This is a genomic window from Streptomonospora alba (genome assembly GCF_000826685.1).
Taxonomy (GTDB): domain Bacteria; phylum Actinomycetota; class Actinomycetes; order Streptosporangiales; family Streptosporangiaceae; genus Streptomonospora; species Streptomonospora alba.
The window spans coordinates 21,068-36,112 of record NZ_JROO01000013.1; the positions used below are offsets into that span (position 1 = coordinate 21,068).

General features: G+C 72.8%; 14 protein-coding genes. 7 read left to right on the forward strand and 7 right to left on the reverse strand.

The genetic code is table 11. From position 1 onward, the window contains the following. The first annotated feature begins 264 nt into the window (after positions 1-264). Genes LP52_RS07935 through LP52_RS07950 form a run of 4 tightly spaced genes read left to right on the forward strand, consistent with a single transcriptional unit; the run spans position 265 to position 4,304 of the window. The gene (locus LP52_RS07935) at positions 265-2,910 is read left to right on the forward strand and encodes a sensor histidine kinase (protein ID WP_052809588.1); all 2,646 of its coding nucleotides are present in this window, start codon (positions 265-267) and stop codon (positions 2,908-2,910) included. 2 nt (positions 2,911-2,912) lie between these two features. Then, entirely contained in the window at positions 2,913-3,350 is a 438-nt protein-coding gene (locus tag LP52_RS07940; protein ID WP_238580787.1) for a roadblock/LC7 domain-containing protein, read from the forward strand. Between the two features lie 11 nt (positions 3,351-3,361). Further along, entirely contained in the window at positions 3,362-3,736 is a 375-nt protein-coding gene (locus LP52_RS07945; protein ID WP_040272065.1) for a DUF742 domain-containing protein, read from the forward strand. Beyond that, positions 3,717-4,304, forward strand: coding sequence for a GTP-binding protein (locus LP52_RS07950; RefSeq protein ID WP_040272067.1), 588 nt, complete (start codon positions 3,717-3,719; stop codon positions 4,302-4,304). The genes LP52_RS07945 and LP52_RS07950 overlap by 20 nt, the downstream gene beginning before the upstream one ends. Before the next feature lie 43 nt (positions 4,305-4,347). Here the strand turns inward: LP52_RS07950 and LP52_RS07955 are convergent, their stop codons facing one another. From LP52_RS07955 to LP52_RS07975, 5 genes are all read right to left on the reverse strand, one after another. Further along, the gene (locus LP52_RS07955; RefSeq protein WP_040272068.1) at positions 4,348-5,118 is read right to left on the reverse strand and encodes a decaprenylphospho-beta-D-erythro-pentofuranosid-2-ulose 2-reductase; all 771 of its coding nucleotides are present in this window, start codon (positions 5,116-5,118) and stop codon (positions 4,348-4,350) included. Positions 5,119-5,183: 65 nt separating this feature from the next. Next, complete coding sequence (locus LP52_RS07960) at positions 5,184-5,780, reverse strand: DUF1707 SHOCT-like domain-containing protein (protein WP_040272070.1); 597 nt, start codon at positions 5,778-5,780, stop codon at positions 5,184-5,186. 48 nt (positions 5,781-5,828) lie between these two features. Beyond that, complete coding sequence (locus LP52_RS07965) at positions 5,829-7,211, reverse strand: FAD-binding oxidoreductase (RefSeq protein WP_040272072.1); 1,383 nt, start codon at positions 7,209-7,211, stop codon at positions 5,829-5,831. 69 nt (positions 7,212-7,280) lie between these two features. After that, positions 7,281-8,264: a decaprenyl-phosphate phosphoribosyltransferase gene (locus LP52_RS07970; protein WP_084723008.1), complete on the reverse strand. Its 984-nt coding sequence runs from the start codon at positions 8,262-8,264 to the stop codon at positions 7,281-7,283. Positions 8,265-8,282: 18 nt separating this feature from the next. Beyond that, complete coding sequence (locus LP52_RS07975) at positions 8,283-9,209, reverse strand: DUF3068 domain-containing protein (RefSeq protein ID WP_040272073.1); 927 nt, start codon at positions 9,207-9,209, stop codon at positions 8,283-8,285. 283 nt (positions 9,210-9,492) lie between these two features. Here LP52_RS07975 and LP52_RS07980 point away from each other — a divergent pair, with 283 nt between their 5' ends. Then, positions 9,493-10,878: an acyltransferase family protein gene (locus tag LP52_RS07980; protein WP_394298191.1), complete on the forward strand. Its 1,386-nt coding sequence runs from the start codon at positions 9,493-9,495 to the stop codon at positions 10,876-10,878. Positions 10,879-10,898: 20 nt separating this feature from the next. On the opposite strand, the gene LP52_RS07985 is transcribed toward LP52_RS07980, so the two are convergent. Next, positions 10,899-12,896, reverse strand: coding sequence for a hypothetical protein (locus LP52_RS07985; RefSeq protein WP_238580788.1), 1,998 nt, complete (start codon positions 12,894-12,896; stop codon positions 10,899-10,901). A 170-nt stretch (positions 12,897-13,066) separates the two neighbouring features. On the opposite strand from LP52_RS07985, the gene LP52_RS07990 reads away from it, so the two are divergent. Continuing rightward, positions 13,067-13,813 (forward strand): class I SAM-dependent methyltransferase, encoded by a 747-nt coding sequence (locus tag LP52_RS07990; RefSeq protein WP_040272075.1) that lies wholly within the window; start codon positions 13,067-13,069, stop codon positions 13,811-13,813. Continuing rightward, positions 13,810-14,601, forward strand: a complete 792-nt coding sequence (locus LP52_RS07995; RefSeq protein ID WP_052809589.1) for a class I SAM-dependent methyltransferase — start codon at positions 13,810-13,812, stop codon at positions 14,599-14,601. The genes LP52_RS07990 and LP52_RS07995 overlap by 4 nt, the downstream gene beginning before the upstream one ends. 11 nt (positions 14,602-14,612) lie before the next feature. Here LP52_RS07995 and LP52_RS08000 read toward each other — a convergent pair whose 3' ends face one another. Continuing rightward, complete coding sequence (locus LP52_RS08000; protein WP_040272077.1) at positions 14,613-15,032, reverse strand: PPOX class F420-dependent oxidoreductase; 420 nt, start codon at positions 15,030-15,032, stop codon at positions 14,613-14,615. Between the last annotated feature and the right edge of the window lie 13 nt (positions 15,033-15,045).

Sequence of the window (15,045 nt, forward strand, 5' to 3'; positions counted from 1 at the left end):
TGTGATCGCATTCTGCGTCTTAACGGGGAAGTGGCCCGTGAACCCTGCCTGAGCATGCGGAAGGCCCGAGAACCCCCTCCGTGCTTGGATTCACGGCTCCCTCCAGACGCCGACCAGCGAAGGGCTGCGGACGCCCCGCCCGGCACTCCCGCCGTCCTGCGCGGCTCGCACCGCCGCCCCACCCCCTGATTCGCCACTAGGAGTACCGTGCAGTCAGCGAAGAGTAAGCGGACGACCAGCATTCGCCGGCGTTCGCGTAGGGCGGTGCTGCTGCCGAGTGCCGCCTTCATCGCGCTGTGGCTCGCCATCAGCGGATACCTCAGCTGGGAAGCGTTCGCGGCTTCGGCGCAGGCCCAAGCGGCCGACGAGCTGTCCCGACCCGCAGCCGTCTCGCTGACGGCAGTGATGGACGAGCGCTCGCAGACGGTGGCCTACCTGGAACGCCCCGACGAGACCCGCCAAGAGCTGACGGAAGCGCGGCAGGCTTCCGACGAGCAGACCGGCACGGTCTTCGACCGGTTCGAAAAGTACCGCGACTACGCCTCCGGCTCCATCCAGGACCGCATGGCCGAATTCGAGGCCCAGTACCGCTCCATCGACGACATCCGCGCGAAGGTCGACGAGGGCTCCGCCTCGCGCTCGGAGGTCCTGCAGGACTACAACCGGGTGATGACCGCGGCCGCCGACCTCTTCGACGCGCAGTCCCGCGACAGCGCCGCGCCCGAATCGATCAGCTCGGGCATCGTCGCCACCGACACCTTCCGCGTCGTCGACCTGCTCTCCCGGAGCGACGCCCAGCTGACCCGCAGCTTCACCAACGGCAGGCTCACCCACGACGACAAGCAGGAGTTCACGCGGCTGACGAGCTCCTACCACAGCACGCTGGAAGACGTGCGCGGCTTCCTCAGTCCTGAGCAGCAGCGCGATCTCAACCAGCTGATGAACGGCGACGATTACAAGCGGCTGGTCGAGATGGAGAACCGCATCGTCGACCACGAAGCGCACATCGTCATGGACCCGGTCACGGGCGAGCACAGCCACGACACCAGCGTGCCGATGGAGCAGGAGGAGTGGGAAGCGGCCTACGCGCCGGTCAAGGACAAGCTGACCGAGATCGGCGCCGCGGAGGCCAGCTACTCCGCCACAGTCCAGGCCGAGACCGCGACCCGCTCGCTGATGATCGCCGCCGCGGGCACGGTCGGCGTCGCGCTGATCGGCTTCCTGGCGATCTCCACGGCGGTCGGCACCACCCAGCGGATCGTGAGCAGGCTGGCCCGGCTGCGCGACGAGACCGACCACCGCGCCAACGATCTACTGCCCGACCTGGTCGAACGGCTGCGCCGGAACGAGCCCGTGAACAGCGCCGAGGCGATCCCCCAGCTCACCACCGGCCGCGACGAGATCGGCGACGTCGCCGAGTCCTTCGACAAGGCCCAACGCTTCGCCGTGGACGCCGCCGTGCGCCAGTCCGAGCTGGCCCACGGCATCAACCGGGTGTTCCTCAGCATCGCCCACCGCAGCCAGACCCTGATCCACCGCCAGCTGCGGCTGCTGGACCGCATGGAGCGCGAGCAGGAGGACCCCGAGCAGCTCACCGACCTGTTCAAGCTCGACCACCTGGCCACGCGCTCCCGCCGCAACGCCGAGAACCTGCTCATCCTCGGCGGCGAGACGCCGGGGCGCACCTTCCACAAGCCCATGCCGCTGGTGGACGTGCTGCGGGGCGCCATCTCGGAGTCGGGTGACTACACCCGCGTCGAACGGCACCAGCTCGCCCGAGTGGCGCTGAAGGGCCCGGCGATCGCCGACGTCATCCACCTGGTCGCCGAGCTGGTCGACAACGCCACGACCTTCTCGCCGCCGCAGAGCAAGGTGCGGCTGAGCAGCGAGCAGGTGCCCAACGGTGTGGTCGTCGAGATCGAGGACCGCGGCTTGGGCATGCAGGACGACGAACTGGCCGCCGCCAACGAGATCCTGGCCAACCCGCCCGAGTTCGACGTGATGCGGCTCAACGAGAAGATGCGCCTGGGCCTGTTCGTCGTCTCGCGGCTGGCCAAGCGGCACGAGATCGGCGTGCGGCTGCGCCCCTCCCCCTACGGGGGCGTGCAGGCGATCGTGCTGCTGCCCTCGGTGCTGATCCACGAGGGGTCGCTGCCCGACTCGGCCTTCGAGTCCACAGGGGAGCGGCCGCGTGTGGTGGCCCCCGCGCCGTCCCGCGGGAACGACTCCGCCGCCGGCGGCGCGCAGGGCGACGAGGAGGCCGAGGACGACACGAACGCCGTCCCCGCGGGCGACGTGCTCTCTCCGGAGGCTTCCTCGGAGCCCGCACCGGATCCTTCCGCGGCCGCGCCCGCCGACTCCGAGAGCGCATCCGCCGACGAGGTGGACCGGACCCCCTCCGGCCTGCCCCGCCGCGGCCGGTCCCGCGTCCCCGCGGAGACCACCGCGGTCGGCGGCGACGGCGCCGACGCGCCGACCGGTCCGCTCGGCCCGGAGAGCAACGGCGCAGACCCGTCGGCGGCGCCCGTCGCCGACCCGCCCACCGCTCAGCAGCCCGCCGAGCCGTCCCCCACCGCCGACAACGCCCCCGGCACGCAGCCCGACCCCGAGCCCGCGCCGTCCCCGAACGGAGGCGCGGCCGATCCCGCAGAAGCCGAGCGGGCGACGACCCCGGCACTCGACGCCGACGGGCGCCCCCCGTTGCCCAAGCGCACTCCACAGACGAACCTGGCACCGCAGCTGTACGAAACATCCTCGGCCCCTGGCACAGGCGCCGCTTCGCAGCAGGCGGAGGACGGCGAGGACCGCTCGGCTCGGCTGCGCCACAACATGTCGGCGTTCCAGCAGGGCACCCGCCGCGGACGCCACGAGGGGCAGCAGCGCCAGAACGATACGGATAAGGATTCGTGACCGTGACGAACAACGCCGCAAAGGATCTGAACTGGCTGCTGGACGGGCTCGTCGAACGAGCCGTCGGCGCCAAGTACGCCATCGTGCTCTCCGCCGACGGGCTGCTCATGGGCCGTTCCGAGGAGCTGGGCACCGACGACGCCGAACACCTCTCCGCCGTCGCCTCCGCCTTCCAGAGCCTGGCCCGGGGCACCGGCCGCCAGTTCAACGGGGGCGAGGTGCTGCAGACTGTCGTGGAAATGGAGCACGCATACCTGTTCGTCAGCGGCTCGGGAAGCGGCGCCTGCCTCGCGGTCGTGGCCGAGGAGAGCTCGGATGTGGGCCTCATCGCCTACGAGATGAACGTGCTCGTCGAGCAGGTCGGCCGGTTCCTCGAGGCCTCGCCCCGCGCGGAGGCGGCCGCGGGTCCGGGCGAGCCCACCCCCGGCACCTCCGCCTGAGGAGAGAGGCCATGGCAGAGCACCAGGAACCGGCAAACGACGCCGACGACGCGGACTCGCTGGTCCGGCCCTACGTCATCACCCAGGGGCGGCAGCACTCCGACTCCGTGCAGTTGGACCTGATCAGCGTCGTCATCGCGGCACGGGCCGATGTGGACGAGATGACGCTGGAACCCGAGCAGTTGCGCATCCTCGAACTGTGCCTGCGGCCCCTGTCCGTGGCCGAGGTAGCGGCCCACCTGGACATGCCCGTCGCCGTTGTCAAGGTCCTGCTCGGCGACCTCATCGGCCGGGGCTATGTCCTGGCCCGCGCCCCCTACACCCAGCAGAGCCCGGTACACCGGGACGTACTCCAGGCGGTACTCGATGGCATCCAACGACTCTGATCGATCCGACGACCCGATCCCCTCGGCGATCAAGATCCTCGTCGCGGGCGGTTTCGGCGCCGGCAAGACGACCCTCGTCGGCGCGGTCAGCGAGATCGTCCCGCTGAGCACCGAGGAGGTGATGACCGAGGCCAGTGTGGGCGTCGACGACCTCGCCGGGGTCGAGCGCAAGCAGACCACGACCGTCGCGCTGGACTTCGGCCGTATCACGATCACCGACGAACTCGTGCTCTACCTGTTCGGCACGCCCGGCCAGCAGCGCTTCTGGTTCATGTGGGAGGAACTGGCCCAGGGCGCCCTCGGCGCGGTGGTGCTGGCCGACACCCGGCGGCTGGACAACTGCTTCCCGTCGGTGGACTTCTTCGAGCGCCACGGTGTCCCGTTCGTGGTGGCGGTGAACTGCTTCGAGGACGCCCACTACTACACCGAGCAGGAGGTCACCGAGGCGCTCACGCTGGACGAGCGGGTTCCCGTGCTGCTGTGCGACGCGCGCAGCCGCGCCTCGGCCAAGGAGGTGCTGGAGACCCTCGTCCGGCACGTGGCCGCGACGGCGGCAACCCCCGTCTGACCGATCCGCCGGTGCCCTGCCCGCCCCGCGCGCGCCCGAGCCGTCACCGCGGCAGGCGGCGCCACAGCGGGCGGGGCAGCGCCCGCATGGCCGCGAACACCAGGCGCAGCCGGCGCGGGACCCACACGGTCTCGGCGCCGGTGCGCAGGCCCTCGGCCACGGCGCCGGCGACCTGCTCGGCCGTAGCGGGGAACGGCGCCGCGGGAACGTGGGCCGACATCCGCGTCGGCACGTAGCCGGGCCGAACGATCAGCACCCGCGCGCCGGTGCCGTGCAGCGCGTCGCCCAGCCCTTGGGCGAAGCCGTCCAGGCCCGCTTTGGCGGAGCCGTAGACGAAGTTGGCGCGGCGCACCCGCACTCCGGCGACCGAGGACAGCACCACCAGCGTTCCGTGCCCCTGCTCACGCAGCCGCCGGGCGACGGCCAGGCCGACGGAGACGTGGCCGGTGTAGGTGGCGGCGGCGGCCTCGGCGGCGTACGCCGGGTCGTCCTCGAACGCCTCCTGGTCGCCGAGGACGCCGAACGCGTCGATCACCGCGTCCAGGTCGCCGACCAGCTCCGCGGCCGTGGCGACCACGGCTGTGTGGCTTTCGGGCCGCGCCGCGTCGAAGTCGAGGGGGTGCACGTGCTCGGCGCCCGCCGCGCGCAGCCGCTCGGCGGCGTCGCCGATCGCGGCGGATCCGCCGGCGCCGCGGGCGGCCAGCACCACCCGGCGAGCGCCGTCGCGCACCAGGCGCTCGGCGGCGGCCAGGCCGATCTCGCTGCGCCCGCCCAGCAGCAGCACCGTTCCCACGGCGCCCACAGCGTCGCGCATGACTCCTCCACTCAGCTTGCGCGCGGGCCGGCTCCCCTGCCCGTGTGACCGGCCGGACTGCGGCCCTACCGCTTGCGCCCGCGCCCGTAGCGGATGCGCACGGCGCCGGAGTAGGTCTCGCCGCGCACGACGAAGTGCACGGCGCCGGGCCGCGGCGCGGCCGCGACCTTCGAGTACACGTTGGAGTACTTGGTCCGCAGGTTGTCCACGTTGGCCGTGGCGCCCTCGGGCAGGGTGAGGACGGTGCCGGCCGCGTGCACCGCCAACTCGATCTCCACGACCGGGTGCGGGATGGTCGCCTCGCTCATGTCCAGCCGCACGGCGCCGTAGCGCGAGGAGACGCGCAGCTTGCGGGGCACCGCCCAGTCGCCCCGGCGGCGGAGCGTGGCCATCTCCGTGGTCAGCTCCACCGCCTCGGCCGGACGCCCGTCCGGCGGCACACTGTGCGCCGTCACCGCACCCTCGCCCGGCGCGGGCAGGTCGGCCAGCAAGTCGGCAAGCTCGTCGTTGAAGACGGCCTCGTGGGCGGCCGAATTGCGGCGCTCGAACTCCTCCAGGTCGAGGCGTCCTTCGGCGTAGGCATCACCGAGGTGCTTGGCGACCTGGTCGCGTTCGGCGTCGGAGACGCGCTTGCGCGGAGCGGGGGGCGGTGTCGGCTCCATGGCCCGGATCCTACTCTGCGCCCCGCGGCACTGGCGGGCCGAGGCCGCTCACAGCTCCAGGCGGCGCGCCAGGTCCGATGTGAGCACGCCCTGGGGGTCGACGCGCTCGCGTACCGCGCGCCATTCGCCCAGCCGCGGGTACATCGCGTGCACAGCCGCGGGCCGGGCCCGGCTGTCCTTGGCGAGGTAGATCCGCCCGCCCGCGGCCAGCACCCGCTCGTCCGTCCGCAGCAGGAGTCGCGCCAGGCCCGGCAGGTCGGCCGGCACGTCCAGCGCCAGGGTCCACCCGGGCACGGGGAAGGACAGGGGCGCGGGCGTGCCCGGGCCGAAACGCTTGAGCACGGTGAGGAAGGACGGCGCGCCGGCCGCGGCGAGGCCGGCGACGATGCGGCGCAGCTCGTCCTCGGCGCCGAAGGGCACGGCGAGCTGGTACTGGACGAGCCCGCGCGGCCCGTAGAGCCGGTTCCAATCGCGCACGGCGTCCAGCGGGTGGAAGAAGGACGAGAGCGGCCGGATCGCGCCCCGGCCGCGCCGCGGCGCCCGCGCGTAATAGGCGGCGTTGAACGCGCGCACGCTGAGCGCGTTGAGCAGCCGCGGCGGCGTGCAGGGCGGCGCGGCCGCCACAGTGCGGGGTGCGTAGGCCAGCGGAGCGTGCCTGCGGTCGGAGGGCAGTTCGCCGACGCGGGCGTGGCGGGCGCGGGTGACGACGCCGCGCCCCAGCGCCGCGCCGCCGGCCAGCAGGTCGATCCAGCACACCGAGTAGGGGTAGTCGGTGTCGTGGGCGCTCATCAGCGCCATGGCGGAGTCGAGGTCGGGCACGCGGTCGGTGTCCACGCGCATGGCCGAGGTCTCCACGGGCGCCGCGGAGAACGTCGCCTCCGTGACGATCCCGGTCAGGCCCATTCCCCCCACGGTGGCCCAGAACAGCGCCGGGTCGCGGGCGGGTGAGACCTCGCGGTGCGCTCCGTCGGGGGTGACGATCCGCAGTGAGTGCACGTGGGCGCCGAAGGACGAATCGGCGTGGTGGTTCTTGCCGTGGATGTCGGCTCCGATCGCGCCGCCCACGGTGACGTGGCGGGTGCCGGGCACCACGGGCGGGAAGCGGCCGCGCGGCAGCAGTTCGGCCATCAGCTCGGCCAGGCTCGTGCCGGCGGAGGCGGTGACCACCGCCCGGTCGGCGTCGAGCCGGAACCCCGGCGCAAGGTCGGCGCAGTCCAGCACGGTGCCGCCCGCGCATTGTGCGGCGTCGCCGTAGGAGCGGCCCAGGCCGCGCGCGATCGCGCCGCGCCGCCGGCCGGCGGGCTCCTGGGCGGAGGCGCGCAGCAGCGCCGCGGCCTCCTCGGGAGTGCGCGGGCGCCGCACGGTGGCGGCGGTGGGAGCTGTGCGCCCCCAGCCGGTCAGCAGTGTGCTGCGCCGGGCCGTGGCCGCCATCGCGGTATCCTCTCAGCTCGTTTCCGCACCGCTGCCGACTCGCCCGCTCGCGGCGGGCACCGGTGTACGTCATTCCAGGTATACGCCGAGCCCGACGAGGAGCAGGAGGACGACGCCGCCCACCTGCAGCGGGCGGTCGCGCAGCGCGATCTCCTCGGGCTCCTCGCCCACTCCGCGGTCGACCAGAAGGTGGTACCGCAGCACGAGCAGGATGAAGGGCACGATGCTGGCGCCGTGGATCACCGAGGACACCGTGCCGACGACGTCCTCCAGCGCCCACAGGCAGTAGGTGACGATCATCGCCGCCGAGGCCATGGTGCGCACCTGCGCGAGGTAGCCCAGACTGTAGCCGCCCAGCGTGCCACGGGCACGGGCGGCGCCGGGGGTGCGCCGCAGCTCGGTCTCGCGCTTGCCCGCCACCACCAGCAGCGCGCCCAGGCAGACCACGATCAGGAACCACCGGGTCAGCGGGACGCCGACGGCGGCGCCGCCGGCGACGGCGCGCAGCACGTGGCATCCGGCCACCGCCACCAGGTCCAGCACCGTGATGTTGCGCAGAACCAGCGTGTAGGCACTCGTCAGCACCAGATAGCCGACGAGGACGGCAAGCAGCGCCCAGTTGCCGGTGGGGACGACGGCGGCCGGAGCGGCCAGCAGCAGCACGACTCCCACGCCCGCGGCCAGGTAGGCGGAGAGCCGCCCGGAGGCCACCGGGCGGGCGCGCTTGCGCTCGTGCAGCCGGTCGCGAGCGGCGTCGCGGACGTCGTTGAGCAGGTAGGTGCCGCTGGCGGCCGCGCAGAACAGCACGAAGACGGCGGCGCTCCACGCGAGGGGGCCGGGGTCGTCCAACAGGCCCGCTGTTCCCGGCGCGGCGAAGACCAGCAGGTTCTTCAGCCACTGCTTGGGGCGGGCGGCGCGCAGCAGCGCCCCGGCCGCTCCGAATCGGCGCCCGTCTTCGGGCGCGGCGCCCCGGCCGGGCTCCCGGGTGCGCGGGGGCCCGGCCGGGGCGGTCTCCGATGCCCCGCCGGGGGCGGCGGGGCTCGCGTCGCTCATCCGACGGCCGCCACGGACTCAGTACGCGGTCTTCCGCACGCCGGTGCCGAGCATCATCAGGCCGCCGGCGATGACGAACACCGCGCCGAGGGCCAGGCAGACGAGGGGGATGACGGTGCGCACCAGCGGCAGCATGGTCATGCCCTGCTCGGCGCTGTCGATCTGGGCCTCGATGGTCTCGTCGTCCCAGACCAGGGTGCCGTCGAAGAGCACCAGCTGCTCCTCCCCGTCGACGGAGAAGCCGCGGTGCTGTTCCTCGCTGAGGCCGATCGGCACACCCGTGGTGGGCTCGATCCAGTAGGTGCGGGTGACGCTGTACATCTCGTCGCCGGTGACGTCGCCTTCCTCGTCCTCCATGTCCAGCAGGCTCACCGGCAGGGTGCGCTCGCCGATCTTCTCCGATTCGATGACCTGCTCGAATCTGTAGACGTCGACGCCGTTGTAGGTCTCCTCGCCCTCGAAGGTGATGGGACGGGTGAGCCGGCTGGTGGTGTCGAAGAACCGGTGGTCGCGCTTCTCGGTGAGGAAGGGGAACTTGAAGATCTGTCCGTTCTGCTCGACCTCCTCGTCGTCGACCGAGGCGTCGCAGCAGTCCACGCCCTTACCGTCGTAGCGGTCGTGGCCGGCGCGGCGGTAGGTCGAGGAGATCGCGAAGTCGCGCTCGACGTCCTTGACCCAGGTGAACTGGTCCCACACCGCCGTGTCCTCGTCGCTGGCGGCGACGTCGCCGCGCACCGTCGTGTAGGCCTCCACAGTGGCGCCCTCGATGAGCTCCGTCTCCTCGGCGCTGAAGTAGGTGATGTCCTCGCCGCGGTTGACGGTCTGGTTGTAGTAGTCCAGTGGAGCCTTCATCAGGCTCTCGGCCATCCAGTACCGCAGCATGGGGGCGAGGACCAGCAGGCAGACTCCCAACGCGATGAAGACGACCGCGACAGTTCGGCGCATTTGCCCTCCTGGGCGAAAAACGGGCGGGGGCGGGCGGGGCGGTGGTCCGACATACGGGGGACGCCGCAGCTGGAACCCGGTTCATTTTCGGGTAGAGTACTGCTCCACAGCGGGCAGCGTCACCAAGGCGTGGCTGAATATTTATAACCGGTTCTAGTATGACGGCAAGGGGATACGGCGCCGCACTGCATCCCGTTCATCCGACCGCACAGGCCGCGTCCGCCGACCCCCGGCGCCGGCGTCCCGCTGCGGACCCGAGCACACGACACGGGAGGGTCGGCCAGTGAGCGGTGCATCCGACGGCTCCGCCGTGCCCGCGTCCCACCCCCCGTCCGGTGGCGGCACGGACGGCACCGCACCCCCGGACTTCCCCCGGACCGCGGCGGACCCGCCCGACACTCGGCGGGGGCTGCCCCAGGTCCGCGGGCACATCGAAGGGCTCGACGGCATCCGCGCCATGGCCGCGTTCATGGTGCTCGTCTTCCACGTGGGCATCGAGACCGGCGACGCCCTGGCCCCGGGGCTCTTCGGCGCCCTGCTGGCCGGCGGCGAGATGGCCGTCCCCCTCTTCTTCGCGCTCTCGGGACTGCTGCTCTTCCGCCCCTGGGCGCGCGCCGCGCTCGACGGGACAGCGGTCCCGCCGGCTCGGCCCTACCTGTGGCGGCGGGCGCTGCGGGTCATGCCGGCCTACTGGATCGTGGCTCTGGCGGCCCTGCTGCTGTGGTCGCGCGACCAGCTCGACTCGGTGCGGACCTGGGTCGAGGTCGCGACGCTCACCTTCGTGTTCGACATCGACCCCTGGTGGGTGGGCACCGGCCCGGCCGGCCTCGGGCAGATGTGGAGCCTGTCGGTGGAGGTGTGCTTCTACGTCCTGCTGCCCGTGATCGGGCTGCTGACGGTCCGCGCGGTCGGCCGCGCCGGCGGCGACACCGGGGCCCGCGGCCGCCGGATGCTGGTGTGCCTGGCGGGCCTGACCGCGCTGGGGGTGCTGGCACTGCTGCCGCAGTACTATCCCGAGCCGCGGCCCTACATGTACGCCTGGCTGCCCCGTTGCCTCGGCCTGTTCGCCGTGGGCATGGCCCTGGCCGTGATCAGCGAATGGGCCTGGCGCGAACCCGGCTCCGACGGGCCCGTGCGGCGGCTGTGCCGCACGCTCTCGCGCAACGCGACACTGTGCTGGGCGCTGGCCGGCTGCTTCTACCTCATCGCCGCCACCCCGGCCGCGGGAGCCCGGTTCGTCGGCGCCGTCGACCTGTGGCTGTCGCTGGTGAGCATGGCGGTGTCGATGGCGTTCTCGTTCTTCGTCATCGCGCCTGTGGCGCTGCGCCCCGAACGCCCCGGCGGCCCGCCTCCGGCCCGGGCCGGGGACGGCGCGTGGCTGGAGGCCTTCCTGGCCCATCGGGTCATGCGCTACCTGGGCCGCATCTCCTATGGGATCTTCCTGTGGCAGTTCGTCGTGCTCTACCTGTGGCGCGACTTCACCGGCGTGGACATGTTCACCGGCTCGTTCTGGATGGACCTGACCGCGGTGGCCCTGGGCACCGTGCTGCTGGCCGACCTCACCCACCGCTTCGTCGAGCGGCCCGTCGCACGCTGGTACCGCGCCACCGACAAGCGGCGCCGAACCCGCACCCGCCCGGACGCCGCGCGCCGCCTTCCGATCAACTGAGGGCGTCCGCCGGACCGGCCCTAACCGCCGTCGTCACCCTCGTCGCCGTCGCCGTCGTCGCCCTGCTCCTGCTGCCAGGGGTCCCCGTCGGTGATCGGCTGCAACTCGCCGAAGGTCACCCACTCCATGCACAGCTCGTCGGCGTTGGTGTGCACGGTGACCTCGGCACCGGCGCCGTCCACCGGCAGGTACCACATACCGCCGTCGGGAGCGGCGGGCATGCGGGTGGTCACCCAGGCGTCGCCCAGCACGGCGCCCAGTTCGGTCTCCTCCTCGGAGTTGTAGGCGACCGTCAGCACCTGCGTCGGTCCGCCCATCGCCTCCACCGGCCAGCGCACCTGGCCCTCGACCGTCGCCGCGCACTCCTCGTCCTCAGGCGGCCCGAAGAACGCGCTGCCCTCGACCGGTTCGGCGGGCACCAGGAACCCGGCGTCGTTGAACACCAGGGCCGAGCCGGCCGGCTCCGGGTTGCGGATGCGCTCCTCGACGCCCGGGTCGGCAAGCGGGCTGAGCAGGTGGGAGGTCAGCCGCCGCGGGCCGTTCCACGGAAGCACGATGTCCTGGGGCACCGGCCTCGGGTAGATCCCCGCCTCGGCCGGAACCTCGCTCACCGACCGGCGCACCGTGTCCAGATACCAGCGGACGCGGTCGCCGTGGAGGGTGTCGGCGAAGGCGTAGGTCGAGAACGCGCCCGCGGCCGTCATCGCCGCGGTGGCGGTGACGGCCGCCGCGCGCGCCGCCCTCAGGGGTGGACGCCGGCGCCGCTCGGTGTCCTCCTCGTTGCGCACCGGCAGGTAGGCCAGGGCGAGGCAGAGCGCGAAGACCAGTGCGGCGTCGGCCACGTAGCGGGGGTCGAAGCCCACCATGGGCTCGTAGCGCCCGCGGGCGACGATCGTAGGCACGGCGTCGACGAGCAGCAGGTAGCCGACCAGCAGCGCCCAGGCGCGCCAGGAGCGGCGGCGCACCAGCAGGCTCGCCAGCACGATCAGCAGCAGCCCGGCCCACGCCGCGGCCACCGCGGCCGCCGGCGGGTTCAGCAGCCCGCCGCTCGCGGTGACCGGCGTCCACTCGCCCGGCCCGCCGACCGCACCCACCGGGAAGGTCTCGCCCAGCATGCGCCGCAGCATGCCGCCGGCGACGCCGAGTTCGGGCAGTCCGGCGCCCTCCCCTCCGGCGGTCTCCTGCCGGGACAGGTACAGCAGGCCGTAGCCCACCGAGAGCGCCCCCATGCCCACCCAGAAGGGAAGGTCGCGGTCCACCGTGCGCCAGAGCACCCCCGGTAGGCGCCCGGGCACCAGGAACAGCACCGCCACGGCCAGCAGCAGCACCGGCAGGAACACGGCCTTGACCGAGAACGCCATGCCCAGCAGCACAGCCCCGGCCGCCAGCCACCCATAGCGGTCCTCGCCCGTGCGCAGGTACCGCACGGTCCACAGCAGGGACAGGGCGATCGCCAACTGGAAGGGCACCGCGTTCAGCGCCGCCGACCACCAGGCCAGGACCGGGATGGTCAGCGGAGCCGCGGCGTAGACGGCCAGCGGGGCGATGAGGGCCCACCGCCGCCCCAAGAGCTCCCACAGCAGGGCGAACACGGCGGTGGTGGCACCGGCCTGCAGGACGATCATGATTCCCGAGGCGGCGGCCCAGTTGTAGGGCGCGACACCGGCCAGGATGTAGGCCAGCAGCTTGGCCCCCGGCATCAGGTGGCCCTTGTGCAGGTCGGTGAGATAGGCGAGCGTCAGGTCGGTGGCGGCGGCGTCGCCGAAGAACAGGAAGTCGTCCTCGATGAAGTAGGCCGACCGCAGCACGTGGATCTTCAGCGCGATGGAGGCGACTATGAGCGCCGCGCCCGCAAGCACGACGGGGTCGCGCATCGCTCGGCCCGCCAGGGCGGCGGCGCGGGCCGCAGAACGCCGAGGCTCCTCGTGGGCCTCGCCTCGGGCAGCCGTCGCCTCGGGTGCGGGCTCGCGCCCGGCGGGTGCGGAGGAGGCGGCTGCGGGGGGATCGGCGTCGTTCATGGCGCTCCAATTTGCCATACGTGTCCGGTTGACGCCCCCCGCTGAGGGGGTGTCAGAATACAACACGTTCCACCTTGACCGGCGATCGTCGCCAGGCGCCCGCCAGAGCAGCGAAAAGAAACGAGAACCAGGTTCACTCCGGTTCTCCGGCAGCGCCGAGGAGTGGCACCGTGGGACTCGACGAGGTACGCGCGGACTGGACCCGCCTGGGTTCGGTCGAACCGCTGTGGGCGGTGTGCGTCGATCCGGACAAGCGCGGCGGGCGGTGGGACGACGACGAGTTCCTCTCCTCGGGCGCCGCGGAGATCGACGGCGCTCTGCGCCACCTGGAGGAGCTGGGCCTGCGCCCCGGCCGGGAGCGCGCGCTGGACTTCGGGTGCGGCGCCGGGCGGCTCTCCAACGCTCTGGCCGCCCATTTCTCGGCCGTCGTGGGCGTGGACATCGCCGAGCCGATGCTGGCCCAGGCGCGCCGCCTCGACCGCAGCGGCGGGCGGATCGACTTCCGGCTCAACGACGGCCCGGACCTGGCCGCGTTCGGCGACGACTCCTTCGACCTGGTCTATACCGACCTCGTGCTGCAGCACCTGCCGCCCGACCTGGCCGAGGGCTATCTGCGCGAGTTCGTGCGCGTCCTGCGGCCGGGCGGGGCGATGGTGATCGGCGTCCCCGACCGGGAGCGGGCCACGTTCAAGGGGCTGGTCTTCCGGTTCGCGCCGTGGCCGCTGATCCGGCTGGCCCAGCGGCATCTGCTGGGCTACCCGGCGCCGATGCGCATGCACCCGCTGCCCCGCGCCAGATTGGCCGCCGTGCTGGCCGAGGGCGGCGCCCGCATCGCCGACTCCGTCGAGTACTGGGGCGGCGACCACTGGCGCCATCTGCGCCACTACGCACGGCTGCCCGGCCGGGAGGCGCGGTGAGCGAGGGGACCCCGCAGAAGGGCTCCGGCGCCGCGGCCGTGCCGTTCCGGGCCACGCTCGCGCGCTCGGTCGCGCTCTTCGCGGCGTTTCGCGCGGAGCAGACCGCGCCCGACCGCTTCTACGGCACGCTCGCCCGCGACACCGTCGCGCAACTGCGGTCCTACACCCCGCTGGAAGGGGCGGTGGTGGCCGACGTCGGCGGCGGCCCCGGTTACTTCTCCGACGAGCTGCGCGCGGCCGGCGCCCGCTGCGTGTGCGTCGACCCCGATCCCGCGGAGCTGCGGCTGCGCGACGGCCGGGTGCCGGACACCGCCGTACTGGGCAGTGCTCTGCGACTGCCGGTGCGCACCGGATCGGTGGACGTGTGCTTCTCCTCCAACGTTTTGGAGCACGTGCCCGACCCGGCCGCGATGGCCGCGGAGATGGTACGGGCGACCCGGCCCGGCGGCCTGGTCTACCTCTCCTACACCCTGTGGCTGTCCCCGTGGGGCGGCCACGAGACCTCTCCCTGGCACTACCTGGGCGGACGCTACGCCGCCGAGCGGTTCGCCCGCCGCACCGGGCGGCGGCCAAAGAACGACTTCGGCCGCACCATGTTCGCGGTCTCGGCGGCGGAGATGCTCCGCTGGGCGCGTGCCCGCTCCGACGTCGAGGCGGTCGACGTGCTGCCCCGCTACCTGCCGCGCTGGATGAAGCCCGTGGTGCGTGTTCCGCTGCTGCGCGAGATCGTCACCTGGAACCTGCTGCTGGTCCTGCGCAAGCGCCCCGCCGCCCCGTCCGCCGGGTAGCTCCGCATTCCTCAGGCGGGCCGTCCGTGCAGCTCGGGGGCGCCGGGGTCCACGTGCCAGCTGATGATGCGGCGCGGATGGATGCGGATCACCTCGCGGCTGAAAGCGCCGGGGGCGATGGGCGGGTCGGTGTCGGTGCGGAGTTCGGCGCGGCCGCGGATCTCCACTCCCCTGCCCCATCCGGGCGCGATGGCGCCGGGACCTTCGGGCTCCAGGTCGTCGACCAGGAAGGACACCTCCGTCTCCGGGCGCTCCTGGATGTTGCGGTACTTGCGGGTGGCCGACAGCGTGATCCCGCCGATGTCGACGGTGCCGTCGGCGTTGAGCACGAAGCCCACCGGCCGGGTCTGCGGGCCGCGGGAGCCGGTGGTCGACAGCCGTCCGATGTGCTGGGCGTCCAGATAGGCGCGCTCGTGTTCGCTGAAGGGCATGTGAACGGCTCCT

Bases quoted from the DNA above. Each gene is read 5' to 3' on its own strand.
- LP52_RS07945 (WP_040272065.1), top strand. From the start codon at position 3,362: ATGGCAGAGCACCAGGAACCGGCAAACGACGCCGACGACGCGGACTCG.
- LP52_RS07950 (WP_040272067.1), top strand. From the start codon at position 3,717: ATGGCATCCAACGACTCTGATCGATCCGACGACCCGATCCCCTCGGCG.
- LP52_RS07955 (WP_040272068.1), bottom strand. From the start codon at position 5,118: ATGCGCGACGCTGTGGGCGCCGTGGGAACGGTGCTGCTGCTGGGCGGG.
- LP52_RS07960 (WP_040272070.1), bottom strand. From the start codon at position 5,780: ATGGAGCCGACACCGCCCCCCGCTCCGCGCAAGCGCGTCTCCGACGCC.
- LP52_RS07965 (WP_040272072.1), bottom strand. From the start codon at position 7,211: ATGGCGGCCACGGCCCGGCGCAGCACACTGCTGACCGGCTGGGGGCGC.
- LP52_RS07970 (WP_084723008.1), bottom strand. From the start codon at position 8,264: ATGAGCGACGCGAGCCCCGCCGCCCCCGGCGGGGCATCGGAGACCGCC.
- LP52_RS07975 (WP_040272073.1), bottom strand. From the start codon at position 9,209: ATGCGCCGAACTGTCGCGGTCGTCTTCATCGCGTTGGGAGTCTGCCTG.
- LP52_RS07985 (WP_238580788.1), bottom strand. From the start codon at position 12,896: ATGAACGACGCCGATCCCCCCGCAGCCGCCTCCTCCGCACCCGCCGGG.
- LP52_RS08000 (WP_040272077.1), bottom strand. From the start codon at position 15,032: ATGCCCTTCAGCGAACACGAGCGCGCCTATCTGGACGCCCAGCACATC.